The organism is Cupriavidus sp. F041, assembly GCF_057814235.1.
The window spans coordinates 3228654-3250882 of sequence record NZ_JBVASY010000002.1 but is presented as its reverse complement, the minus strand read 5'-3'; the positions used below and the strand labels follow the sequence as shown (position 1 = coordinate 3250882).

Genomic DNA, 22229 nt, shown 5'->3' with positions numbered 1-22229 from the left:
TGCCACGGAGAAGCATGATGGGAAATATGAATGCCGAATCCGAGCGCGTGGCCGCGCTGGAAGGCATGGGCTGTTCGCGCAAGCGCCGCGAGGATCCGCGCTTCCTGCAGGGCAAGGGCACCTATGTCGATGACATCAAGATGCCGGGCATGCTGTTCGGTGTGATGGTACGCAGCCCATACGCGCATGCGCGCGTGAAGAAGATCGACAAGTCGCGCGCGCTCGCGCATCCTGGCGTGCACGCGGTGCTGACCGCCGACGACCTGAAGCCGCTCAAGCTGCACTGGATGCCGACCTTGGCCGGCGACGTGCAGGCGGTGCTGGCCGACGAGAAGGTTTGTTTCCAGAACCAGGAGGTGGCGTTCGTCGTGGCCGACGACCGCTATGTCGCGGCTGATGCCGCGGAACTGGTGGAAGTGGAATACGAGGAACTGCCCGCGCTGGTCGATCCGCTGCAAGCCCTGGCGCCGGACGCGCCGGTGATCCGCGAGGACATCCGCGACAAGCAGGTGGGCGCGCATGGCGCGCGGAGGCATCCCAATCACATCTTCACGTGGAATATCGGCGACAAGGACAAGACCGACCGCGTGTTCGACACCGCCGAAGTCACCGTGACGCAGGACATGCTGTATCCCCGCGTGCATCCGTGCCCGCTGGAGACGTGCGGCTGCGTGGCGTCCTACGACAAGGCGCGCGGGGACCTCACGGTCTACATCACCTCGCAGGCGCCGCATGTGGTGCGTACGGTGGTCGGACTGCTGTCCGCCATCCCGGAGTCGAAGATCCGCATCATCTCGCCGGATATCGGCGGCGGGTTCGGCAACAAGGTTGGCGTGTATCCCGGCTATGTCGCTTCCATCGTGGCATCGATCGTGCTCGGGCGGCCGGTCAAGTGGATCGAATCGCGCGCGGAGAATCTCAGCACCACCGCGTTTGCTCGCGACTATCACATGAAGGGCGAACTCGCCGCGGACAGCGACGGGCGCATCAAGGCACTGCGCGTGCATGTCGTCGCGGATCACGGCGCCTTCGATGCGTGCGCCGACCCCACCAAGTGGCCGGCGGGCATGTTCCATGTGTGCACCGGTTCCTACGCGATCCCCAACGCCTTCGTCTCGGTCGATGGCGTCTACACCAACAAGTTTCCTGGCGGCGTGGCCTATCGCTGCTCGTTCCGCGTCACCGAGGCGGTCTACCTGATCGAGCGCATGCTCGACGTGCTGGCCCTGAAGCTCGGCATCGACAAGACTGAATTGCGGCTGCGCAATTTCATACGCAAGGACCAGTTCCCGTATCTCACGCCGCTGGGACTTGAGTACGATTCCGGCGATTACGAAACCGCGCTGCGCAAGGTACTGGACGCCGTCGACTATCCCGCGCTGCGCGCCGAGCAGGCGGCGCGGCGGGCTGACAAGCAGGCCGAGTGGCTGATGGGCATCGGTGTCAGCACCTTTACCGAAATTGTCGGCGCGGGGCCGTCGAAGTCGTGCGACATCCTCGGCATCGGCATGTTCGATTCGTGCGAGATCCGCGTGCATCCCGACGGCTCGGCAATCGCCCGGATGGGCACGATCACGCAGGGGCAGGGCCACCAGACGACTTACGCGCAGATCATTGCTTCGGAGGCCGGCATCCCGGCATCGGCGATCCAAGTAGAGGAGGGCGATACGTCCACCGCGCCATACGGCCTTGGCACCTATGGCTCGCGCTCCACGCCGGTTGCCGGCGCGGCGGTGGCGCGGGCGGCGCGCAAGATCCGCGAGAAGGCCCGGCTGATCGCCGCGCACCTGTTCGAGGTCAGCCCGGACGATGTCGAGTTCGACCTGGACCGCTTTGCCCTGAAGGGTTCGCCCGGACAGTTCAAGACCTTGAAGGAGGTCGCATGGGCCGCCTACAACAACGTGCCGGAAGGCATGGAAATGGGGCTGGAAGCGGTGGACTACTACGATCCGCCCAACTTCACCTTCCCGTTCGGCGCCTACGTTTGCGTGCTCGATATCAACCGCTACTCGGGCGAGACGCGGGTGCGCCGCTTCTACGCGCTGGATGACTGCGGCACGCGCATCAACCCGATGATCATCGAAGGGCAGATCCACGGCGGGCTGACGGAGGGCTTCGCGGTGGCGATGGGGCAGGAGATGCCCTATGACGAAGCCGGCAACCTGCTGGGCGCCACGCTGATGGACTACTTCATCCCGACCGCGATCGAAACGCCGCACTGGGATACCGATTTCACTGTCACGCCGTCGCCGCATCACCCTATTGGCGCGAAGGGCGTGGCCGAATCGCCGCACGTCGGCTCGATCCCGTGCTTCACCTCGGCGGTGGTCGATGCCTTCGCGCACCTGGGTGTCACGCATATGAACATGCCCCACAGCGCCTATCGCGTCTGGCTGCAAAGCCGCGCGCTCGGGCTGGCGGAGCGCTGACGCCAGGAGCCCGCCATCGCGCCGCGTCCGGTGGCCGGCGGCGGCTCACGAACTCGAGGACATTCTGATGAAAGTCGTACTCGAAAAGGTGTTTCCGCTGGCATCCACGGTCGATGCCGCGTGGCAATCCCTGCGGGATATCGAGGCCGTGGCCGCGTGCATGCCGGGTGCGACGATCACCGAGCGCGTGGATGCCACGCACTACAAGGGGACGATTGTCGTGCGGCTCGGCCCCGCCACGATGTCGTTCAAGGGCGATATCGAAGTGCTTGGCCTCGATCCGGCCGCGCGAAGCCTGCATCTGGCCGGCAAGGGTGCGGATTCGACGGGCTCTTCCGCCGCGTCGATGGACCTGCTCGCGACCGTGCGGGCGGCAGGCGCGGCTTGCGAGCTGGCCGGCAGGAGCGAGGTGACGATGAGCGGGAAGGCGGCCGCGTTCGGCGGACGGATGATGAACGCGGCGGGGGACCAGATCCTCAAGCAATTCGGCGCCAATTTCGCGGCGCTTGTGGAGGCGCCGCGGGCACGGCCGGCTACGGATGCCGCCGATACCCCCGTGCCGGAGGCGGTCGCGCCGCAAGCCGGGTTGAACGGCCTGGCGCTTGCCTGGGCCATGCTGCGCGACTGGGTGCGCGGGATCTTTTCCCGCAAGGCCACCTGACCGGATGCCCGAGCCCGCCATGACCACCGGCCGCATGAATGACGTGGTATCGCTGCAGCAGCGCCTGGAGCGGCATGGCTATATCGCCGAGCGCAGCTTCGCGGCGACGCTGCTGCTGACCATGGAGATGCGCCGTCCCCTGCTGCTGGAGGGCGAGGCGGGCGTCGGCAAGACCGAGGTCGCGAAGGCGCTCGCACGCTTGCTGGACACGCGCCTGATCCGGTTGCAGTGCTATGAGGGGCTGGACGCGCATTCGGCGCTCTACGAGTGGAACTACCAGCACCAGTTGCTGGCGATCAAGCTGCTGGAGCAGGACGAACGCCCGGTCCCGGAAAAGGAGCAGGACATCTTCTCCGAGCGCTACTTGTTGAAGCGGCCATTGCTGGAAGCGATCACCACGACGCCGGCGCCGGTGCTGCTGATTGACGAGATAGACCGCACGGACGAAGCGTTTGAAGCGTACTTGCTGGAGCTGCTGTCGGATTTCCAGATGTCGATCCCGGAGCTCGGCGTGATCCGTGCGGCGGAGCGTCCCTTCGTGATCCTGACCTCGAACGGCACACGGGAGATCTCCGATGCGTTGCGCCGCCGCTGCCTGTACCAGTACGTGGACTATCCGAGCTTCGACAAGGAACTGCTGATCGTGCGCATGCAGGTGCCGGAAGTGCCGGAGAAGCTCGCGCGCCAGGTCGTCGAGTTCGTGCAGGCCGTGCGGCAGATGGATATGCAGAAGCGGCCCGGCCTTGCCGAGACGCTCGACTGGGTGTCGGCCCTGCTTCGGCTGGGCATCAGCGCGCTCGACGCCGGCGGCGCCGAGCGGATCATGGATTCCCTGTCCGCCCTCGTCAAGACGCGCGCGGACCAGGCCGGGCTGACCCGTCCGGTCGTGGAAAAACTGGCTGCAGCATGCTGACCGCCATCCCTTGCGCCGACGAACGGGCGCCTCCGCAAAGCCTCGGTGCCATGCTCGAATCCCGCTACGCCGGGTTCGCGGGATGGCTGCGCGCCAACGGCTTTGGCATCACCAGCAGCGAGATGGCCGCCGCGATGGAGGTGGCGCAGCGCATGGGGCAGATGGATAGCCAGCTGCTGCGCTGGAGCCTGCGCGCGCTGTTGTGCTCGCGCGCCGAGGAATGGCGCCGCTTCGATGAACTGTTCGACGCCTACTTCCTCAGGCCGAACCGCCGCGCGCTGGTGCAGGCCCATGCGGGCGGCGCCGGCCGCATGGCGCGGCAGCGCGACGGCGGCCGGCCCGACGACAGCGAAGGCACGCCGCTGGCACCCGGTGGATATGGCAACGACATGACCGGTATGGGCGGCGCGGCCGCGCGCGGCGTCTCGGACGAGGCCTCGCTCGCCCATGCGGACTTTCGCCATCTCAACCAGCCCGATGCACTGTTCGCCATCGACGAGGCGATGCGGCGCTTCGCGCAGCGGCTGCGCGGCATACAGACACGCCGCGAACGCCGCGCCGTTTCCGGCCGCGTGATCGACATGCCGTCGACGATCCGGCGCAGCGTGTCGCGCGGCGGCCTGCCGCTGGACCTGGCCTGGCGGCGCCCGCAGCGGCGGCGTCCCCGCATCGTGCTGCTGCTGGATGTGAGCCGCTCGATGAGCCTGTACAGCTTCTTCTTTCTCCGGCTCGCACGGGTGTTGAGCGCGCGCGTTTCCGACGTGCATTGCTTCATCTTCCATACGCGGCTGGTGGGCATCGCGCAGGCGCTGCGCGATCCGGATCCCTGGCGCTCGCAGGAGCGGCTGGCGCTCCTGTCGGCGGGGTGGGCGGGCGGCACGCGCATCGGCGAAAGCCTGGATGAATTCAACCGGCAACATGCCGCGGCGCTGCTGCACTCGCGCACCGCCGTCGTCATCGTCAGCGACGGCTACGATGCCGGCGCGCCGGCGTTGCTGCGGCAGTCGCTGCACAGGATCCGGCGGCGTTGCCGCACCGTGGTCTGGCTCAATCCGCTCGCGGGCCAGCCCGGCTTTACGCTGGCCAGCGCCGGCATGTTGGCTGCGCTGCCGTATATCGACCTGCTGGCCGGCGCGCGCGATCTCGCAAGTCTTCAGCAAGTGCTGCCACAAGTGCTGTCCATTCTGCAATGAAGCAATGAACGACGATACTCTCCTGCAACTAGAGCAACGGCTGATCGAAGCCTCGCTGCCGTTCGCCGTCACCACCGTGATACGGGCGCAGCCGCCGACCTCGGCCTGGGTAGGCGCGCAAGCGCTGGTGGAAGCCAATGGCACGTTGCACGGCTGGATTGGCGGCGGCTGTTCCCGCGCCATCGTGATCCAGGCCGCGCTGGAGGCGATCCGTTCGGGGCAGCCCAAGCTGCTTCGCATCAGCAACGCGCCCGCGGCGCCGGAGGCGGATGTGGAAAACCACGCCATGCCGTGCGCGAGCAACGGCACCATCGAACTGTTCATCCAGCCGACGCTGCCGCCGCCCGTGGTGCTGGTGCTTGGCGCGACGCCCACCGCGCTGGAGGCCTGCGTGCTCGCGCAGCGCATGGGGCTGAGCGTTGCCGCCGCAGCAAAGGTAACCTTGCCACTCGCCGCGCTTGGCTTGCCGCGTGTCATCGAAGGCTTCGACGATGCGGCCTTTGCATTACTGGGTCCGCTGCTGGTCCTGGTGGCCACTCAGGGCGACGGGGACGAGGATGCCCTGGAAGCCGCCATGCGCAGTCCTGCCGCGGCTGTCCTGCTGGTAGCCAGCCAGCGCAAGGCGGACAAGCTGCGCGAGGCCATGCGCGCGCGCGGCATCGCCCCGGAACGCCTGGCGGCGCTGCATGCGCCGGCCGGGCCCTGTATCCATGCGCGGACCCCGCAGGAGATCGCGCTGGGCGCGGTCGCGGGGCTGGTGATGCTGCGCCGCCTGCTGGAGCAGGAGCGGGCGGCCGAGGTGTCGGGCGCGGGGACGGGCGACAAGCTGCCCGTGGTGCGTCCGTGCGAGTCGATGGCATCGGTCGAGCCGATGCCGGCGCGCTACGTGAACCCGGTCTGCGGGATGGAGATCGATATCGCTTCGGCGAAGTATGTTGTCGACTACGGCGGGCAGCGCCTGTATTTCTGCTGCGACGGCTGCAAGGCGGAATTCGAGCGCGAGCCGGGCAAGTACGTGGCGATCACGCGGCAGCGGGAAACGACATGAGCGACATGAGCGACATGAACGGCAGTACGAACGCGCCGCCTGCCTTCTCGGCGGTCGTGCTGGCCGCCGGCATGTCATCGAGGATGGGGGGCAGGCACAAGCTGCTGCTGCCGGTGGCCGGGCAACCTGCGGTCAGGCGTACCGTGTGCGCCGTGCTCGCCGCGGGACCGCAAGAGCTTGTCGTGGTGACGGGCTTCCAGGGCCGCGCGGTGATCGAAGCGCTTGAGGACCTGCCAGTCAGCTTCCAGCCCAATCCGCGCTATGAGGAAGGCCAGATGACCTCGGTGGCCGCCGGCGTCGCCGCGCTGCGGCTGCCGTGCAGCGTGGTGCTGGTCTGCCTGGCCGACCAGGTCTTGCTGGAGGCCGGCGATTACCTGGAGCTGGTGGGCGCCTTCGGCGCCATGCCGCGCGGCTCGATCCTGGTCCCGGTATTCGCGGGGCAGCGCGGCAACCCGGTCGCCTTTTCCGCCAGCTATGCCGCCGAGGTGGTGGCGGGGCACGTCAATCCCGGTTGCCGCAAACTGATCGCCGACCATCCGGACGAAGTCTTCATCCATGAAGCCCGCCACGACCGCTTCACCATCGACATGGATACACCGGAGGATTACGCCCGCATCGTGGAGCGGCTGGGCGTTGGCGGCACGGCTTGCGCGTAGGAAAACGGGCCTCTCCCGCTGCGCGGAAGAGGCCCGTGTGTGGTTCGTCCTGGTCCGGACGCGCGGGACTTACTTCAGCATCTGCACCGAACCGTTCACCGTCACCGTGACCTGGGCCTTGCCGCCTTCCACCGGCACCGGCGCGGAATCGGCCATCATGGCCTTGGCCGCGTACATGCGCGGCATCGGCTGCACGGCGCCTGCTTCGCTCACCTGGACTTCACGGATGGTGTAGCTGCCGTAGCCGAACAGTTTGGTGGTGGCCTGCGCTTTTTCGCGGAAGGAGGCCACGGCCTGCTCGGTCAGCTTGGCCTCGGCGGCGTGGCGGGCTTCGCGCGACAGCGAGAAGCTGATGTTCTGCACCTGCATCTGGCCGGCGAGCTGGCCAGCGAGCTTGGACACCGCGGAGAAATCGCGCGACTCCAGAATCACCTCGGCGCGGCCGCGCCAGGTGCTGATGCGCCCGTTCTTGTCGTTGGACGGATAGATGGTGAAGCCGCCCGATTGCGCCTGCACGCCGCTGGTCCGCTTTGCCTGGGCAATCACTTCCTGCGTCTTCGCCGACAGCGACGAGGAAATCGCGCCGGGCTCGGCGCCTTCCTGTTCGGCTGCCAGCGTCATGTGCACCACGTCGGTGGGTACCTCGGTGGCAGCCTGCGCGGACAGCGACAGCACGCCGGCGGGCGCCGGGTCGTGGGTCGGGCCGCCGCCCTGGGCGGAGGCAACCATGGCGGTGGTACCGAGCAGCGTGGCGGCAAGCAGTTGTTTCATCAGGATTCTCCCTTTCTTGGCGATGCAAATCAGACGCGCGGCCAAGGTGATCGTTCCGTTACCTTGCGATCGACGTTGTATCTACATGTATCCGCTGCGCTCCACCGCCCACGCAGCCGCTCAGAACGCGTGCCAGGCCTTCCACAGCATATAGGCCGCGAGACTGAACAGCAGGCAGGCGAAGACTTTCTTGAGTTGCCCGACATCCATGCGGTGCGCGGTGCGCGCGCCCAGCGGCGCGGTCAGCACGCTGGCCACGGCGATCACTGCCAGCGCCGGCAGATAGATGTAGCCGAGCGAACCCGCCGGGAGCCCGCCCTGGCCCAGCCCGCTCCATACATAGCCGATCACGCTCGCCACGGCGATGGGAAAGCCGAGCGCGGCCGAGGTGGCCACGGCGTTGTGGATAGGCACGTTGCACCAGGTCATGAACGGCACCGAGACAAAACCGCCGCCCGCGCCGACCAGGCTGGACAGGAAGCCGATCACGCCGCCGGCGCCCAGCATGCCCGGCGTGCCGGGGAGCTGCCGGTGCGGGGCGGGCTTGCGGTTGCGCAGCATCTGCCATGCGGAAAAACCGACGAACACCGCGAACAGCAGCGACAGCCAGCTCGTCTTGAGCGCCGCGAAGACCTTGCCGCCCCCGATCATGCCGCCGATCAGGATGCCCGGGGCCAGCGCGAGCACCAGTTTCCAGCGCACCATGCCGCGCTTGTGATGGGCTCGTACCGACGACAGCGAAGTGAACAGGATGGTCGCCATGGAAGTGGCGATCGCCATATGGACGATGGCCTCATGCGGGAAGGCCATGGCGGTGAACAGCAGCGTGAGGAAGGGCACCATCAGCATGCCGCCGCCGACGCCGAGCAAGCCGGCGCAAAAACCGGTGAAGGCGCCGAGCAGCAACAGCCCGGGAATCAGGGAAAAACTCATGATGCGGAATCGGCCTTATTGGTGTTGTAGTTATGTAGTCGGCAGCCATTGTGTCATGCTGCCTGTGTGACCGTCAGTGCCGCCCGCCATGGTGGGCGGCCGCCGCCGCACCGCATCTTTGAAGCGTCTCAGCGTTTCAGCGCATCAGCTTCGTGGTAATGAAACGCCATTCGGCCGGCGTCACCGGCGTGATCGACAAGCGGTTGCCGCGGCGTAGCACGGCCATGTCCGCCAGTTCCTCGTGCGCGCGCAGGTCGGCCAGCGAGATCAGCGGGCCCTTGCCGACAAAGCGCACGTCGACCAGCATCCAGCGCGGTGCATCGGGCTTGGCGGCGGCGTCGTAGTAGTCGCTCTTCGGGTCGAACTGGGTGGGGTCGGGATAGGGCTGCGAGCTGACTTCGGCCAGGCCGGCAATGCCGGGCTGCGGGCAGGAGGAGTGATAGAACAGCACGCCGTCGCCGATGCGCATGGCGTCGCGCATGAAGTTGCGTGCCTGGTAATTGCGCACGCCGGTCCATGGCAAGGTGCCGCGTTCGGCCAGGGTATCGATGCTGGCCTCGTCGGGTTCCGATTTCATCAGCCAGTACTGGCGGGCGCGCGTGGTGGCATTGGCTTGCGTGGATCGGCTCATGGGCAGGCAGTGCAGGCGTGACGTTGGCGACAGCGCTATCGTGCAGCAAGCCCGGCCAAAAGAAAACCGTTTGCCCGACGCGGGCCGGCGTGGGCGCGCGTCAGCAAGAAAGCGGGGGCAGGGCGGAAGAGGGGAACATAGCGGCGCAAGAAAGCGCGGCACAAAAGGAAAAGGCGGTGGTTAAAAAACCACCGCCTTTAGAGGGGTCCCCGCCTCGGCCGCTGGATCGGCATCCTGAACCCAAGTGAGGTTCAGAGTGGCTGCGGAAGCCGCATTTCGGGTACATCACTGTTTCAGGGAGTCCAGACTGCGACTATGAACCAAGCGACGCGCTCGCCCACACGGCATAATCCCGCACCAACAAATGCTTATCGGTTCAAGGAATATGATCCTGACGAACCAGGCAGGGAAACTGTCAAACGTCTGACCTTTATTGCACTACCGAACACAACTGCTCCGGGAGGGCTGTCAGACGTTTGCCGTTTCGAACTTGGATGGGATGAAAACGGCGGTCAGGCGCGATAACCCGACCTAAGGTGCCGCAACTATGTGGCTTGGTGCGGCTTGGCTCCACTATACACCGCACCGCTTTCCATACCAAGCCCGTCGTTGCGTGTCGTTACATTTTGCTGACGCGCGCGGCATGTCGGGCACATCGCGGCCCCCCTGTGCCGTGCGGTACACCGCCTGCGGTGCGTTCAGTTGCGCGGCGCGGGCGCATTGGTACCCACGTGCGCGTACTGCCGCAGGGCTTCGTCCGCGCGTTCGTTGAGTTCGCGAATGCGCGCGCGCACGGCATCCACGGGAATCGCGCCGTCCTCCTGCTGCTTGCGCTTGAGCGAGAGCAGGTCGGAGGCGATGCTGATGGCGGCCATCACGGCAACGCGTTCCACGCCTTTGGCGGACACGCCGCCCTTGAGACGGGTCATCTGGTCGTCTACCAGTGCCACGGCTTCCAGCAGCGCGGCTTCATTGTCGGGCGAAATGGCGAAGCGGTAGGACTGGCCGGCAATGTTCACTTCGACTTGCTTGTTGCTCATGCGTTTTCTCCGGGGGCCTTGTGATCGGCGCGGCTGGCCGCCTCGCCTTCGCCCAGCAGGTCGAGCTGGCGGGCGTCGCTGGCGGTGGGCAGCTTGTCGAGGATCGACTGGATACGCAACTGCGCTTCCTCGATTTTGATATTGAGCAGCTCGCGGTCTGCCGCCATGGCTTCGCGGTCGCCGCGCAGCTGCCTGGCCTCGGCCTGCAGGCGTTCGATCTCCTCGCGCAGCCGCTGGTTCTCCGCCGCAAGGGTATCGGCATGGTGCAGCACACGCCCGATCTTGGCGGCGAGTTGTTCGAGTTCGGTGAGCATAGAGCCTGTCATATCTAGGGTCTCGGGTTTTGGGATTTTAGCCCAAGCGCTATCGTGAGGACGGCGAACGCAGGTGTGTGTGACCGGGCCTGCGCGCCGAAGTTGCATGCATCGTCGCTTAACGGCATTCCGGGCGACGGCTTTATGCCTGTTTTCGGGCGCTTTGCCACGGATTTCCCGCGGCATTGACGCTTGCCCCGAAACTGCCTACACTCGCGCACGTTCCAGGTGCTCGTAATCCTATTCACTACAGGGTTGCAGTTCAACGGGAAACAGGGAGCCAGCCGCCGCCAGGGCGGGGCCGTGCCAACCTGTGCTGCCCCCGCAACGGTAAGCGACCGCGATCGCAAGATCGCAAGGCCGACCCACAAGCCACTGAACCGCAAGGTTCGGGAAGGCGGTCGGACTGGTGTCGTCAGCCCGGATACCGGCCTGAACGAGAGTGCGCCCCCCCTTTCGCGGTTTTCTTGCAGGAGCCGGTGGCGCGCTTCGTCGCCAGACGGTCCGCGGGGGAACGGATCAGGCAGCTCTCTCCCACTCAGCATCATGCGCTTTTCGCCCTCCAGGTCGAGCCGTCCGGCATTGCCGGCGCGCCGCCACACCACACCCGTTTTCGTCTCGCGGCAACTGCCCGCCGCGCTCGCCGCCTGGCTCGCCATGAGCGCGCCCGGCGCTGCCATGGCCCAGTCCGCCGGGCAATCCGCGGCGCAGCCCGCGGCCGACGCGCAACTCGACCCGGTGGTGGTCACTGCCACCCGCACTGTCCAGCCGTTGACCGAGGCACTGCCGCATACCACCGTGGTGACCCAGCAGGACATCGTCAACTCGCAAGCCATCGACCTGCGCTCGCTGCTGCGCACGCAGGCCGGCGTGGAGTTTGCCGCCAACGGCGGCCTGGGCGCCAATACCAGCCTGTTCATGCGCGGGGCCAACTCCAACCAGACGCTGATCCTGATCGACGGCGTGCGGATCTCGGCGGCCAGCAGCGGCACGGCCCAGCTCTCGAATATCCTGCCCGACCAGATCGACCATATCGAGATCGTGCGCGGCAATGTCTCGGCGCTCTATGGCTCGGATGCGATCGGCGGCGTGGTGCAGATCTTTACCAAGAGCGGTGCGGGCCAGGCTCCCGCGGCCAACGCTCAGATCGAATACGGCAGCAACAATACGCGCCAGGGCACGGTGGGCTACGGCGGCCAGGTGGGCGATACCTCGTTCAATATCACCGGGTCGGCCGTCAAGACAGAAGGGTTTTCGGCGATCAATGCGGCCCAATGGAACGGTGACAATCCGGCCAAGGCAAAGAAGGGCATTGGCCCGAACCCGAACGACAACCCGTATGACAACAAGAGCGTATCGGGCCAGGTAAAGCATCGTATCACCAGCGACTGGGACGCCGGCGTCACCGCCTACTACTCGAAGAGCAAGCTCTCCTACGACACCACGACAGGCAAGCCGACCGATGTCTGGTGGATGAACAGCGAGTTGTACACCGTATCCGCCTTTGTCAATGGCAAGTTCACCCGGGACTGGACCACGCATTTCAAGGTCGCGCAGAGCGGGGACAATAGCGAAAACACCTTGAACGGACTGTTCAACAGCAACTTCAACACGCGCAACCGCCAGTACACCTGGCAGAACGAATATGCGCTGGCGCCCACTCATACGCTGCTGTTCGGCACGGAGTATGCGCAGCAGGAATTCAGCTCGAACACGTATGGCGCGCCGGGCCGCAATATTGTGTCGGTGTTCGGCGGCTACGATGGCCGGCTGGGCAAGCACCAGCTGCAGCTCAATGTGCGCAACGACCACTACTCGGATTTCGGCAGCCAGGCGAGCTATTTCGCCGGCTACGGCTATAACGTGACCGAGGCGTTCAAGCTGATCGCCAACGCCAGCAATGCCTTCCGCGCGCCGACCTTCAACGAGCTGTACTATCCCAACTTTGGCCAGCCCGGCATCCAGCCCGAGCGCGCCAAGTCGGTCGAGCTGGGCGCGCAGTACAGCACGGACAGCGCGGGCCTGCTGCGCGTGACCGCGTTCGAGACCCGCTACGACAACCTGATCACCGCCGCGTTGCAGCCCAGCGGCCTGTTCCTGGCGCAGAATATCAACAAGGCCAAGGTGCAGGGCATCGAAGCCTCGTGGCGCGCCAGGCTGATGGGCACCGACGTGGGCGCCAGCGTGACCTTCCAGAACCCGGTGGACGAGCAGAGCAATACGCAGTTGCTGCGCCGCGCGCGCCGCCATGCCGCCTTCGACGTGGGCCGCCAGTTTGGCGCCTTCCGCCTGGGCGGGGAGTGGATTGTTTCGTCGGCCCGCCTCGATAGCGGCTCGCGTACGCTGGGCGGATACGGTATCGTCAACCTCACTGCCCGTTACAACATCGACAAGCAATGGTTCGTTGCCGCCCGCGTGGAAAACCTGTTCGACAAGAACTACCAGCTCGCCTATCCCTACAATACGCAGGGACGCGCCGGCTTTATCACGCTGGGCTGGCGCCAGTGATGGCGGCCGCCTGAGATGCGCCGCGCGCTAGCCGTCTGGCTGATGCTCGCCACCGCCGGCGTGGCGGTGTTCCTGCTGTCCCTGGCGGTGGGCAGTGTGCCGCTGTCGGGCACGCAGGTCTGGCAGGCGCTGTCAGGCGCCACCGACGATACCGCCGGCGCGATCGTGCGCGAGCTGCGGCTGCCGCGCGCGGCGGCCGCCTTCGCCTGCGGCGGCCTGCTGGCGCTGACCGGCGCGCTGATGCAGGTGCTGCTGCGCAATCCGCTGGCCGAGCCCTATGTGCTGGGCGTCTCGGGCGGCGCGGCCACCGGCGCGCTCACCGCCATGCTGATGATGTGGCCGCTGTGGACGGTGCAGGCCGGCGCCGCGGGCGGCGCGCTGTTTTCGATGCTGTTGGTGGCCACGCTGGCCCGGCGCGACCTGCTGCACCCGCAGGTGCAGGGCGGCCACCATGAGGCCGGATCGCGCCTGCTTCTCACCGGCGTGATCCTGGCCGCGGGCTGGGGCGCTCTGATTACCCTGATCCTGAGCGTGGCACCCGAAGCGCGCCTGCGCGGCATGTTGTTCTGGCTGACCGGCGACCTTGGCGGTACCGCCAGCTATGGGCTCGCGCTGGGTGCCCTGGCGTTGGCCGTGCTGCTGGCGATGCCGCTGGCGCGCTCGCTCAATGCCATGCTGCTGGGCGAGACGGTAGCGCAGGCGCTTGGGGTGCGCGTGGGCGCCGTGCGGATGTCGGTGTTCGTGCTGGCCTCGCTGGCCATCGCGGTGGCCATCACGTCCGCCGGCTCGATCGGCTTTGTCGGCCTGGTGGTGCCGCATCTGGTGCGCCTGGCCTGGGGCAACGACCAGCGCCTGTTGTTGCCAGCCTCGGCCTTGCTGGGCGGCGCGCTGCTGATGGCCGCCGACCTGGTGGCGCGCACGGTGATCGCGCCCGCGCAGTTGCCGGTGGGCGTGATCACGGCGCTGCTGGGCGTGCCGACTTTTCTCTTCTTGCTGTTGCGCAGGTCGCGCTGATCCCCATGACGAGCTGGAACCAACCCGTCTCGCCTTGTCCGCCGCTGGTGCTGCAGTCCTTGCAGCTGCGCGCCGGCAAGCGCGCCTTGCTTGATGGCCTGAGCCTGACCATGCAGGCCGGTGAGCTCTGGTGCATCGTCGGCCCGAACGGCGTCGGCAAGTCCACGCTGATGTCGGTGCTGGCCGGACTGCGCAAGCCCGACGGCGGCGCGGTGCTGCTCGACGGCCGCGCGCCGCTGGAGATCGCGCCAGCCGCGCTGGCGTTGCGCCGCGCCTATCTGCCGCAGGCGGTGCACGATACCTTTTCGATGTCGGTGCGCGACGCCGTGGCCGTGGGCCGCCATCCGCACCTCTCGGGCTGGGGCTGGTCCGGCCGCGAGGACGATGCGGTGGTCGCCGCGGTCATCCGCGAGCTGGATCTCGATGGGCTGGCCGGGCGCGACGTGCTGACCCTGTCCGGCGGCGAGCGCCAGCGCGTCTCGCTGGCCGCCACGCTGGCGCAACAGGCGCCGCTGCTGCTGCTCGACGAACCGGCCGCCCACCTGGACCTGCGCCACCAGATCATGGTGCTGGAAACCCTGGCCCGGCTGGCGCGCGCCGGCCGCCACGCCGTCGTGGTGATCCTGCACGACCTTAACCTGGCGCGGCGCTACGCGACCCATGCCTTGCTGCTGGCCGAGGACGGCCTCTGCCTGCATGGCCCCGCGGCGGAAGTACTGACTCCCGCGTATTGCTCGCACGCGCTGCGCACGCCGATTGTCAGCGTCAGCGACGGCCACCATACCGCGCTGATTGCCGACGGTGCCACTCATCCGGAACAAGACGGAAATCAATATGACTGAACTCCAGGCCAACACCCCCTCCACGAACGAAGACGCCGCCCGCGACGAACGCCACAAGGCGCGCATGGCGCGCAAGAAGGATGTCGTGGACGCCAAGATCGCCGCGGCCCAGGACGAGCGCGGCGTCATCGTGATCACCACCGGCAACGGCAAGGGCAAGTCCAGCTCCGGCTTTGGCATGGTGGTGCGCGCGCTCGGCCACGGCATGCAGGCCGGCGTGGTGCAATTCATCAAGGGCGCGATTCCCAGCGGCGAGGAACTGTTCCTGCGGCGTTTTCCGGAGCAGTGCGCCTTCCACGTGATGGGCGAGGGCTACACCTGGGAAACCCAGGACCGCGCGCGCGACGTGGCCAAGGCCCAGGCGGCGTGGGAGGTGGCGCGCGGGCTGCTGCGCGACCCGTCGGTCGGGCTGGTGCTGCTGGACGAGCTCAATATCGCGCTCAAGCTGCATTATCTCGATGTCGACACCGTGATCGCCGACCTGCGTGCGCGCCCGCCGATGCAGCATGTGGTGATCACCGGCCGCGGCGCGCCGCCTGCGCTGATCGAGGCGGCGGACACCGTGACCGACATGACGCCGGTCAAGCACGCCTTCCAGCAGGGCATCAAGGCGCAGCGCGGCGTAGAGATGTAAGGCTCCGGCCATTTGTGCCATTTGTCATTCAGCCAATCATTGCGACGAACATCATGCAGTTACCTTACATTGCCCCGCTCGACGCCTCCCTGCGCCCGACGCTGCAAGCCGCCATCGATGCCAAGACCAAGCCGCTCGGCGCGCTCGGCCGGCTCGAAGACCTGGCCCTGCGGATCGGCCTGATCACCGGCAGCAGCACGCCTGAGCTCAGGCGGCCTGCCGTGATCGTGTTCGCCGGTGACCACGGCGTGGCCGACGCCGGCGTGAGCGCCTATCCGGCCGAAGTGACGGCGCAGATGGTGCTCAATTTCCTGGCCGGCGGCGCAGCCATCAATGTGTTCTCGCGTCTGCACGGGCTGGCACTGGAGGTGGTGGACGCCGGCGTGCGCGCGCCGCTGCCGTCCGCGCCCGGCCTGGTCAACTGCCGCATCGCGGCGGGCACGCGCAATTTCGCGCAAGAGCGCGCGATGACCGCGGAGCAGGTGCAGGCGGCGCTCACCGCCGGCATGGCGCGCGTGCTGCGCCACGCGCAACAGGGCAGCAATGTGATCGGCTTCGGGGAGATGGGCATTGCCAATACCTCGTCGGCCGCTTGCCTGGTGAGCCGGCTGACAGGCACGCCGATCGACGAATGCATCGGCCGCGGCACCGGCCTGGACGATGCCGGCCTGGCACGCAAGCGGGCGGTGCTGGCGCAGGCGCTGGCCCTGCATGCCGATGCCGTGGAGCCGCTCGACGTACTCGCGGCATTCGGCGGTTTCGAGATCGCCATGATGACCGGCGCGTTCCTGGCCGCAGCGGCCAGCCGGATGGTGATCCTGGTCGATGGCTTTATTGCTTCGGCCGCGCTGCTGGTGGCGCAGCGCCTTGCTCCCGAGGTGCTGCAGTACTGCGTGTTTTCGCATTGCTCGCATGAGCACGGCCATCGCCGGCTGCTCCAACATTTCGGCGCGGAACCGCTGCTGGCCCTCGACCTGCGCCTGGGCGAGGGCACCGGCGCCGCGCTGGCCTATCCGCTGGTGGCCTCGGCCGCGGCCTTCCTGCGCGAGATGGCGACCTTCGGCGCCGCCGGCATCAGCACGGCTTCCGCCTAGCGCGGCGGCAATCCTGCCACAATGGCCCATGCTCGATGAAATCCGCTATTTCCTGACCGCCGTTGGCTACTTCACGCGGGTGCCCGTGCCGCGCTGGGTTGGCTTTGCGCCGCACTACCTGAACGCGGCGGCGCGCTATTTCCCGCTGGTGGGGTTGCTGGTGGGCGCGCTCGGCGCGCTGGCGAGCTGGGGCGCACTGCAATGGTGGCCGCCCGGCGTGGCGCTGCTGCTGGGCATGGCGGTGACGCTGCTGGTGACAGGCGCCTTCCACGAAGACGGCCTGGCCGACTGCATCGATGCCTTTGGCGGCGGCTACCGGCGCGAGGATGTGCTGCGCATCATGCACGACTCGCGCATCGGCGCGTTCGGCGCTATCGCGCTGGTGGTGGCGCTGATGCTCAAGTGGCAGTTGCTGGTGGCGATTGCCGCGCGTAGCGGCATGGTGGAGCTGGTGCTGGTGGCCGCGCATGCGGCCAGCCGCGCGATGGCGGTGAGCTATCTGGCCACGCTGGACTACGTGCGCGCCGAGGGTAAGGCGAAGCCGGTGGCGCAGCGGCTGTCGGGCATTGGTCTGGTGTTCACGCTGCTGTGCGGTGCCTTGCCGCTGCTGGTGGTGTCGCCGTTGTTTGCCGCGGTGGTGCTGGTGGCGTTGCTGGTGCTGCGTTTCCTGCTTGGGCGTTATTACGTGCGCCGTATCGGCGGCTACACCGGTGATTGTCTCGGCATGGCGCAGCAGCTGGCCGAGTTGTTGATCTATCTCGTGGCTGCGGCATGGACCTGGTCCTGATCCGGCACGCGCGGCCTGAGGTTGCGCAGGGCATTTGCTATGGGGCGCTCGATTTGCCGCTTGTGCAACCAGTGGAACCCGAGCCCGCTCGCATGTTGTCGATGCTTGCTGGCGTGGTGCCGCAGCGCATCGTCAGCAGTACGATGGCGCGCGCTCGCGCTACAGCGGCGTTGCTGGCGCAGGACCTCGGGCTGCCGCTCGAGACCGATGCGCGGTTGCGTGAGCTGGATTTCGGCAGGTGGGAGGGCTGTGCGTGGGATGCCGTGCCGCGCGCAGAGGTGGATGCGTGGGCCGCGGATCTGCTGCATGCCCGGCCCCACGGCGGCGAGACGGTGGCCGAGGCGATGGCGCGTGTGGCGGCATGGGCTGATGCCTTGCCGGCGGACGCGCCGGATCGCTTGTGGGTAGTGGCCCATGCGGGGCCGATGCGCATGTTGGCGGCGCACTGGCTTGGCATGCCGTTGGCCACCACGTTGGGATGGGATCTTGGTTTTGGAGCGAGTTGCCGTTTTACGCTTGGTGGTGCGGTGCCGCGGTTGCGGTGGTGGAATCGGGTTTGATGGGGTGGGGAACCGGCTGACTTCAAAGGCTTAGAGTCAAAGGCTTAAAGTCAAAGGCAGTTTCACCTCCCCTGCGGGGAGGCGACCTACTTTCTTGTCTTGCCAAGAAAGTAGGCAAAGAAGGCGCGCCGGATGGGGCGACACCCCCTCGGGATCCGGCGAAAAGAGCGGCCGGGACCCAAACTCGCATCGCCTTAAGGCGATACTCAGACATGGGTCCCTCTTTTCCGCTCTTTTCACCGGATCCCGAGGCGCCCCATACGGCCTGGTACACCTACACGGCTCGCTTCGCATCGCGGGACGGTGTTTGCCGCCCCACGGGCGGCAAACACGGCTACACCGAATTCCGATCAGGTTCTATCGCATTTCTTCGCGCCGGTTTGCTCATCTCCCGCTTGCGGGAGGGGCCGGGGGAGCCCTACTGCGCCGGCCGCTTGCGGCGCGCGTTGTCCAGGTCCTTGCATACGACTTCAGCGCCCTGGGTGATGCGCGGGCCGGCCCGGTTGACCAGGTCGCCGTCGATGGCGTACAGGTTGCCGCGCGCTACCGCCGTCACCTGTTTCCAGCGTTCCCACATGGCGAAGTCCGGCAGCGGGCGGTCGGAACGGGTCGCGCCCATGCTGGCTGTCATCATTACTTCGGGATTGCCGGCGACCACGGCTTCCACCGATACCGTCGGTACCAGCAGGGATTCGTTGGCGAACAGGTTGCGCCCGCCGCAGAGCGCCAGCACGTCGCTGATCAGGTGCTGCCCGCTGAGGGTCATCAGCGGTTGCTGCCAGACCTGGTAGAAGACCGTTACCGGCGGGCGCGCGGCGTAGGTCTGGCGCAGTTTGTCGACCTGCTGGCGGAAGCTGGCGGCGGCGCCGTTGGCGGTGGATTCGGTGCCGAGCAGCACGCCAAGCCTTTCGATATTGCTGGGAATGCCCTCCAGCTTGCGCGGCTCGCTGTAGAACAGCGGCAGGCCGAGCGCGCGCAGCCGGTCGGTCTGCTTTTGCGCATTGCCGTGGCGCCATACCACGATCAGGTCCGGCTTGAGCGCGGCGATGCGTTCGAGATCCAGTGCCTTGTTGTCGCCTACGCGCGGGATGTCGCGTGCCTGCGGCGGGTAGTCGCTATAGCTCACGGTGCCGACGATGCGCGCGCCGCCGCCGGCGGCGTACAGCATCTCGGTGACATGTGGCGCCAGCGAGATCACGCGGCGCGCGGGTTGTTCCAGCGTGACGGTTTGCCCGGCATCGTCGACCACCGAGACAGCGGCGCCGGCGTTGCCGCAAACGCCGATGCCCAGCAGTGTTGTCAGGACCAGCAGGGAACGGGCAGTCATCGGGATAGGGATCATCGGGGTTGTGTCGGGGAAGGTGCCTGTGTTGAGCCGTCTTGATGCATGCCCATGGGCATCGCGGCGCATGCGGATGCCAGCGCCGCGTCGAGCCGTTGCCACGCCGCTTCTTGCGCCGGGGGTAATCCCAGCCGCAGGCTTGGCGTGGCATCGACGCCGGCCGGCGCGTCGAACAGCCGCGTCCATACGCCTTGCCGCGCAAGCGTGTCGTGCAGCTGCGCGGCATCGGCGCGCGGCACCCAGCTGAACAAGGAGTGGCTCACCGGCGCCAGGCCGTGCGCGCGCAGCATTGCCGCGAGCCGCCTGCCAGCTTGCAGCAGGTGCTCGCGCGTGGCGGTCTGCCATTCGTGGTCGGCCAGGGCCAGGCGCGCTACCGCGCGCGCCGGGCCTGCCACGGTCCAGTGCCCGAGCTGTTCGGCCAGCGCCGCCAGCAAGGCGGGCCCTGCCAGCACGAAGCCGCAGCGCACGCCGGCCAGGCCGTAGAACTTGCCGAGCGAGCGCAGGACCACCAGGCCGGGGAGATCCGAGTGCGCGGCCAGCGACAGCGCGGGTGTGCAATCCATGAAGGCTTCGTCGAGCAGGAGCGTGCCGCCGCGCGCCGCCAGATCGGCATGCCACGACAGCAGCGTGTCTTGCGTGAGCGTGCGCCCGGTGGGGTTGTTGGGGTTGACCACCACCAGGTGGTCGAGCCGCGCGGCAAGATCGCCGCGTGCGAAATCCGCTTCGGCCAGCGGCACCACCTGATGCCCGGCGCGGGCTAAGGCGGGCGCGTATTCGCTGTAGCCCTGCGCTGCCACGCCGACGCGGCCCGGTCTGAGCAATTGTGGCAGGGTGCGGATGGCAGCCTGCGAGCCGGCCACCGGCAAGGCTTGCGGCGCGCAGTAAGCCTGCGCCGCCAGTTCGGCCAGACCGTCGCCGTCCTGCGGCAGCCGTTGCCATGCGTCGGCGGGCAGGGCCGGCACGGGATAGCCATCGGGATTGATGCCGGTGGAAAGATCGAGCCAGTCTTCGGCTGGCCGGCCGTAGCGGCGCACGGCGGCGAGCAGGTCGCCGCCGTGGCGGATCGGTGTACTCATGCGATGGCGTATTTGAGGAGGGCGGCGCTGGCGCCGGCGGCGGCCAGCCATAGCCAGAGCGTGCGTTGAACCAGCCGGAGGCAGGCGTGCACATCGGCGGCGCCGGGTGCGCGTCCCTCGCCAAGCGGCGGACGCTCCTCCCATTCGCCGTGGTAGCGGGCGGGCCCGCCCAGTGCCACGCCGACGGCGCCGGCACCGGCGGCCATGACCGGGCCCGCATTGGGGCTGGACCACGCTGGCGCCTGCGCCCGCCAGCAGCGCAGCGCTTGTACGGTGCGTCCGAGCAGTGCGTAGGAGAGCGCGGTAAGGCGGGCTGGCGCGAGGTTGAGCACGTCGTCCAGGCGCGCGGCGGCCCAGCCGAAATACAGCAGGCGGGGCGTGCGGTAGCCCCACATCGCATCCAGCGTGTTGGCAAGGCGATAGGCGATCACCGCCGGCGCGCCCCCCAGCAGGAACCAGAACAAGGCGCCAAAGATGGCGTCGTTGCCATTCTCCAGCGCCGATTCGCAAGCGGCACGGGCCAGCGCCTCGCCATCCGCGTCGGCGGTGTCGCGCGAGACGATGCGTGCCGTGAGCTGGCGCGCATCGGCGAGATTGCCTTGCGCCAGCGCCGCGGCGATCGGCGCGATATGCTGGGCCAGGCTGCGCGCACCCAGCGCGGCGTAGAGCGCCAGTGCCTGCAACAGCCAGCCCAGCGCGGCGCTGAACTGCGTGGCGGCATGCACCAGAAAGCCGGCCAGCGCTGCCGGCGCCAGCACCATCAGGGTCCAGGCGGCCAGGCCGGTGAGCCGCTGGCGCAGCGGCGCGCCGCCACGGTTCAAGCGGTGTTCCAAGGCCGCTGCGAGGCGGCCGAAACCCACCAGCGGATGCCAGCGGCGCGGCTCGCCCAGCCACTGGTCAAGCAGCACGCCGGCGACGGCGGCGGCCACGCAGGCGGTCCAGGTAAAGTCGGGAAACGGCCACCACGAAAGCAGCGAGGACAGCGAAGACAGCATCAGCACGCCGGGTCGGCGCCTTTCACGCTGACGGGAATGCCTGCCACCAGCAGCCGCACGCGGTCCGCGGCGGCGGCCAGCTTCTGGTTCAGGCGGCCCAGTTCGTCGACGTAGAAACGGGTGATGGCGCCCATCGGCACCACGCCGAAGCCGATCTCGTTGGAGACCAGGATGACGTGGCCGGGCAGGGTGGGCAACGCAGTCAGCAGCGCGTCGATTTCCTCGGTGAAGGCAGCCGGTGGCGTCACCAGGCCATGCTCGGGATAACTGCGCGCGTCGAGGAACAGCAGGTTGTTGAGCCAGAGCGTGACGCAGTCGACCAGGATGCAGCCATTGTGGGTCGCGTGCGCGTAGAGGGCGTCGGCGAGGTGCAGCGGCGCCTCGACCAGGCCCCACTCGGCCGGGCGCCGGGCGCGGTGCAGCGCGATGCGCACCTCCATCTCTTCATCGGCGCTGTTGTCGTCGTGGCGCGCGGTGGCGATATAGGTGACGGGGCCCCCGGTGGCCGCGGCATGGTCGGCGGCCATCTGCTCGGCAAAGTGGCTCTTGCCCGACCGTGCTCCGCCGAGCACCAGCGTGAGCTGGCGTGCGCGGCCGGCCGCCGCCGCGGCGTGCGGCGCGGTCGCGGCCTGGGGTGTGCGTTCGCCGGCCGGCGCGTGGCTGGTTGCGCTGACGGGCTCGGTGGCGGTGGCGGAGGCTTGTGCCGGGATCATCCGGGTATTGTAGCGGGCGCATCCATGGATCGCACGCCCGCAATAGCGCGCGCAGGGCCGCGGGGAAGCACGCCG

22 protein-coding genes, 1 other RNA gene and 1 riboswitch are annotated in these 22229 nt (G+C 67.6%); of the genes, 13 read left to right on the top strand and 10 right to left on the bottom strand.

The window, feature by feature from the left end; genetic code table 11:
- The first annotated feature begins 14 nt into the window (after positions 1-14).
- The 6 genes from ACZY0R_RS32390 (at position 15) to ACZY0R_RS32365 (ending at position 6900) form a co-directional block, all read left to right on the top strand.
- Positions 15-2429 carry an aerobic carbon-monoxide dehydrogenase large subunit gene (locus ACZY0R_RS32390; RefSeq protein WP_488864220.1) on the top strand — a complete coding sequence of 805 codons (2415 nt, stop codon included), beginning with the start codon at positions 15-17 and terminating at the stop codon, positions 2427-2429.
- 67 nt (positions 2430-2496) lie between these two features.
- Positions 2497-3090 (top strand): SRPBCC family protein, encoded by a 594-nt coding sequence (locus ACZY0R_RS32385; protein ID WP_488864218.1) that lies wholly within the window; start codon positions 2497-2499, stop codon positions 3088-3090.
- A gap of 19 nt (positions 3091-3109) precedes the next feature.
- Positions 3110-4003, top strand: a complete 894-nt coding sequence (locus tag ACZY0R_RS32380; RefSeq protein WP_045236085.1) for an AAA family ATPase — start codon at positions 3110-3112, stop codon at positions 4001-4003.
- Positions 3997-5196, top strand: coding sequence for a vWA domain-containing protein (locus ACZY0R_RS32375; protein ID WP_488864216.1), 1200 nt, complete (start codon positions 3997-3999; stop codon positions 5194-5196). Before ACZY0R_RS32380 ends, ACZY0R_RS32375 begins: the two co-directional genes overlap by 7 nt.
- Before the next feature lie 4 nt (positions 5197-5200).
- Positions 5201-6244, top strand: coding sequence for an XdhC family protein (locus tag ACZY0R_RS32370; RefSeq protein ID WP_488864214.1), 1044 nt, complete (start codon positions 5201-5203; stop codon positions 6242-6244).
- Positions 6241-6900 (top strand): nucleotidyltransferase family protein, encoded by a 660-nt coding sequence (locus ACZY0R_RS32365; RefSeq protein ID WP_488864212.1) that lies wholly within the window; start codon positions 6241-6243, stop codon positions 6898-6900. The genes ACZY0R_RS32370 and ACZY0R_RS32365 overlap by 4 nt, the downstream gene beginning before the upstream one ends.
- 69 nt (positions 6901-6969) lie before the next feature.
- Here ACZY0R_RS32365 and ACZY0R_RS32360 read toward each other — a convergent pair whose 3' ends face one another.
- From ACZY0R_RS32360 to ACZY0R_RS32335, 6 genes are all read right to left on the bottom strand, one after another.
- Entirely contained in the window at positions 6970-7671 is a 702-nt protein-coding gene (locus ACZY0R_RS32360) for an SIMPL domain-containing protein (RefSeq protein WP_035876034.1), read from the bottom strand.
- A 120-nt stretch (positions 7672-7791) separates the two neighbouring features.
- Complete coding sequence (locus ACZY0R_RS32355) at positions 7792-8604, bottom strand: sulfite exporter TauE/SafE family protein (protein WP_441625335.1); 813 nt, start codon at positions 8602-8604, stop codon at positions 7792-7794.
- Between the two features lie 136 nt (positions 8605-8740).
- Positions 8741-9235: an EVE domain-containing protein gene (locus tag ACZY0R_RS32350; RefSeq protein WP_488864209.1), complete on the bottom strand. Its 495-nt coding sequence runs from the start codon at positions 9233-9235 to the stop codon at positions 8741-8743.
- Positions 9236-9437: 202 nt separating this feature from the next.
- Positions 9438-9648: non-coding RNA, 6S RNA (gene ssrS, locus ACZY0R_RS32345), on the bottom strand.
- Positions 9649-9933: 285 nt separating this feature from the next.
- Positions 9934-10275 carry a cell division protein ZapA gene (locus tag ACZY0R_RS32340; RefSeq protein ID WP_441625331.1) on the bottom strand — a complete coding sequence of 114 codons (342 nt, stop codon included), beginning with the start codon at positions 10273-10275 and terminating at the stop codon, positions 9934-9936.
- Complete coding sequence (locus tag ACZY0R_RS32335) at positions 10272-10589, bottom strand: hypothetical protein (protein ID WP_488866298.1); 318 nt, start codon at positions 10587-10589, stop codon at positions 10272-10274. Before ACZY0R_RS32335 ends, ACZY0R_RS32340 begins: the two co-directional genes overlap by 4 nt.
- A 208-nt stretch (positions 10590-10797) precedes the next feature.
- Positions 10798-11039: riboswitch (cobalamin riboswitch) on the top strand.
- A 228-nt stretch (positions 11040-11267) separates the two neighbouring features.
- On the opposite strand from ACZY0R_RS32335, the gene ACZY0R_RS32330 reads away from it, so the two are divergent.
- Genes ACZY0R_RS32330 through cobC form a run of 7 tightly spaced genes read left to right on the top strand, consistent with a single transcriptional unit; the run spans position 11268 to position 18028 of the window.
- Positions 11268-13097 (top strand): TonB-dependent receptor plug domain-containing protein, encoded by a 1830-nt coding sequence (locus tag ACZY0R_RS32330; RefSeq protein ID WP_488866296.1) that lies wholly within the window; start codon positions 11268-11270, stop codon positions 13095-13097.
- Between the two features lie 15 nt (positions 13098-13112).
- On the top strand, positions 13113-14111 hold the full coding sequence (locus ACZY0R_RS32325) for a FecCD family ABC transporter permease (RefSeq protein WP_488864207.1): 999 nt from the start codon (positions 13113-13115) through the stop codon (positions 14109-14111).
- A 5-nt stretch (positions 14112-14116) separates the two neighbouring features.
- Positions 14117-14953 carry an ABC transporter ATP-binding protein gene (locus ACZY0R_RS32320; RefSeq protein WP_488864205.1) on the top strand — a complete coding sequence of 279 codons (837 nt, stop codon included), beginning with the start codon at positions 14117-14119 and terminating at the stop codon, positions 14951-14953.
- On the top strand, positions 14946-15587 hold the full coding sequence (cobO, locus tag ACZY0R_RS32315) for a cob(I)yrinic acid a,c-diamide adenosyltransferase (RefSeq protein ID WP_488864203.1): 642 nt from the start codon (positions 14946-14948) through the stop codon (positions 15585-15587). The genes ACZY0R_RS32320 and cobO overlap by 8 nt, the downstream gene beginning before the upstream one ends.
- Before the next feature lie 53 nt (positions 15588-15640).
- A complete protein-coding gene (gene cobT / locus ACZY0R_RS32310) occupies positions 15641-16681 on the top strand; it encodes a nicotinate-nucleotide--dimethylbenzimidazole phosphoribosyltransferase (protein ID WP_488864201.1) in 1041 nt (346 codons plus the stop codon).
- Between the two features lie 28 nt (positions 16682-16709).
- Positions 16710-17468, top strand: coding sequence for an adenosylcobinamide-GDP ribazoletransferase (locus ACZY0R_RS32305; protein ID WP_488864199.1), 759 nt, complete (start codon positions 16710-16712; stop codon positions 17466-17468).
- A complete protein-coding gene (cobC, locus tag ACZY0R_RS32300) occupies positions 17453-18028 on the top strand; it encodes an alpha-ribazole phosphatase (RefSeq protein WP_488864197.1) in 576 nt (191 codons plus the stop codon). Before ACZY0R_RS32305 ends, cobC begins: the two co-directional genes overlap by 16 nt.
- 418 nt (positions 18029-18446) lie before the next feature.
- Here the strand turns inward: cobC and ACZY0R_RS32295 are convergent, their stop codons facing one another.
- Genes ACZY0R_RS32295 through cobU form a run of 4 tightly spaced genes read right to left on the bottom strand, consistent with a single transcriptional unit; the run spans position 18447 to position 22154 of the window.
- A complete protein-coding gene (locus tag ACZY0R_RS32295; RefSeq protein ID WP_477111296.1) occupies positions 18447-19355 on the bottom strand; it encodes a cobalamin-binding protein in 909 nt (302 codons plus the stop codon).
- 11 nt (positions 19356-19366) lie between these two features.
- Entirely contained in the window at positions 19367-20446 is a 1080-nt protein-coding gene (gene cobD / locus ACZY0R_RS32290) for a threonine-phosphate decarboxylase CobD (RefSeq protein ID WP_488864194.1), read from the bottom strand.
- On the bottom strand, positions 20443-21441 hold the full coding sequence (gene cbiB, locus ACZY0R_RS32285; RefSeq protein ID WP_488864192.1) for an adenosylcobinamide-phosphate synthase CbiB: 999 nt from the start codon (positions 21439-21441) through the stop codon (positions 20443-20445). Before cbiB ends, cobD begins: the two co-directional genes overlap by 4 nt.
- Positions 21441-22154 (bottom strand): bifunctional adenosylcobinamide kinase/adenosylcobinamide-phosphate guanylyltransferase, encoded by a 714-nt coding sequence (gene cobU / locus ACZY0R_RS32280; protein ID WP_082094698.1) that lies wholly within the window; start codon positions 22152-22154, stop codon positions 21441-21443. Before cobU ends, cbiB begins: the two co-directional genes overlap by 1 nt.
- Positions 22155-22229 lie beyond the last annotated feature (75 nt).

Excerpts from the sequence above, each read along its gene's own strand:
- ACZY0R_RS32390 (WP_488864220.1), top strand. The coding sequence starts at position 15 with ATGATGGGAAATATGAATGCCGAATCCGAGCGCGTGGCCGCGCTGGAA.
- ACZY0R_RS32385 (WP_488864218.1), top strand. The coding sequence starts at position 2,497 with ATGAAAGTCGTACTCGAAAAGGTGTTTCCGCTGGCATCCACGGTCGAT.
- ACZY0R_RS32380 (WP_045236085.1), top strand. The coding sequence starts at position 3,110 with ATGACCACCGGCCGCATGAATGACGTGGTATCGCTGCAGCAGCGCCTG.
- ACZY0R_RS32375 (WP_488864216.1), top strand. The coding sequence starts at position 3,997 with ATGCTGACCGCCATCCCTTGCGCCGACGAACGGGCGCCTCCGCAAAGC.
- ACZY0R_RS32370 (WP_488864214.1), top strand. The coding sequence starts at position 5,201 with ATGAACGACGATACTCTCCTGCAACTAGAGCAACGGCTGATCGAAGCC.
- ACZY0R_RS32365 (WP_488864212.1), top strand. The coding sequence starts at position 6,241 with ATGAGCGACATGAGCGACATGAACGGCAGTACGAACGCGCCGCCTGCC.
- ACZY0R_RS32360 (WP_035876034.1), bottom strand. The coding sequence starts at position 7,671 with ATGAAACAACTGCTTGCCGCCACGCTGCTCGGTACCACCGCCATGGTT.
- ACZY0R_RS32355 (WP_441625335.1), bottom strand. The coding sequence starts at position 8,604 with ATGAGTTTTTCCCTGATTCCCGGGCTGTTGCTGCTCGGCGCCTTCACC.
- ACZY0R_RS32350 (WP_488864209.1), bottom strand. The coding sequence starts at position 9,235 with ATGAGCCGATCCACGCAAGCCAATGCCACCACGCGCGCCCGCCAGTAC.
- ACZY0R_RS32340 (WP_441625331.1), bottom strand. The coding sequence starts at position 10,275 with ATGAGCAACAAGCAAGTCGAAGTGAACATTGCCGGCCAGTCCTACCGC.
- ACZY0R_RS32335 (WP_488866298.1), bottom strand. The coding sequence starts at position 10,589 with ATGCTCACCGAACTCGAACAACTCGCCGCCAAGATCGGGCGTGTGCTG.
- ACZY0R_RS32330 (WP_488866296.1), top strand. The coding sequence starts at position 11,268 with ATGGCCCAGTCCGCCGGGCAATCCGCGGCGCAGCCCGCGGCCGACGCG.
- ACZY0R_RS32325 (WP_488864207.1), top strand. The coding sequence starts at position 13,113 with ATGCGCCGCGCGCTAGCCGTCTGGCTGATGCTCGCCACCGCCGGCGTG.
- ACZY0R_RS32320 (WP_488864205.1), top strand. The coding sequence starts at position 14,117 with ATGACGAGCTGGAACCAACCCGTCTCGCCTTGTCCGCCGCTGGTGCTG.
- cobO (WP_488864203.1), top strand. The coding sequence starts at position 14,946 with ATGACTGAACTCCAGGCCAACACCCCCTCCACGAACGAAGACGCCGCC.
- cobT (WP_488864201.1), top strand. The coding sequence starts at position 15,641 with ATGCAGTTACCTTACATTGCCCCGCTCGACGCCTCCCTGCGCCCGACG.
- ACZY0R_RS32305 (WP_488864199.1), top strand. The coding sequence starts at position 16,710 with ATGCTCGATGAAATCCGCTATTTCCTGACCGCCGTTGGCTACTTCACG.
- cobC (WP_488864197.1), top strand. The coding sequence starts at position 17,453 with ATGGACCTGGTCCTGATCCGGCACGCGCGGCCTGAGGTTGCGCAGGGC.
- ACZY0R_RS32295 (WP_477111296.1), bottom strand. The coding sequence starts at position 19,355 with ATGACTGCCCGTTCCCTGCTGGTCCTGACAACACTGCTGGGCATCGGC.
- cobD (WP_488864194.1), bottom strand. The coding sequence starts at position 20,446 with ATGAGTACACCGATCCGCCACGGCGGCGACCTGCTCGCCGCCGTGCGC.
- cbiB (WP_488864192.1), bottom strand. The coding sequence starts at position 21,441 with ATGCTGTCTTCGCTGTCCTCGCTGCTTTCGTGGTGGCCGTTTCCCGAC.
- cobU (WP_082094698.1), bottom strand. The coding sequence starts at position 22,154 with ATGATCCCGGCACAAGCCTCCGCCACCGCCACCGAGCCCGTCAGCGCA.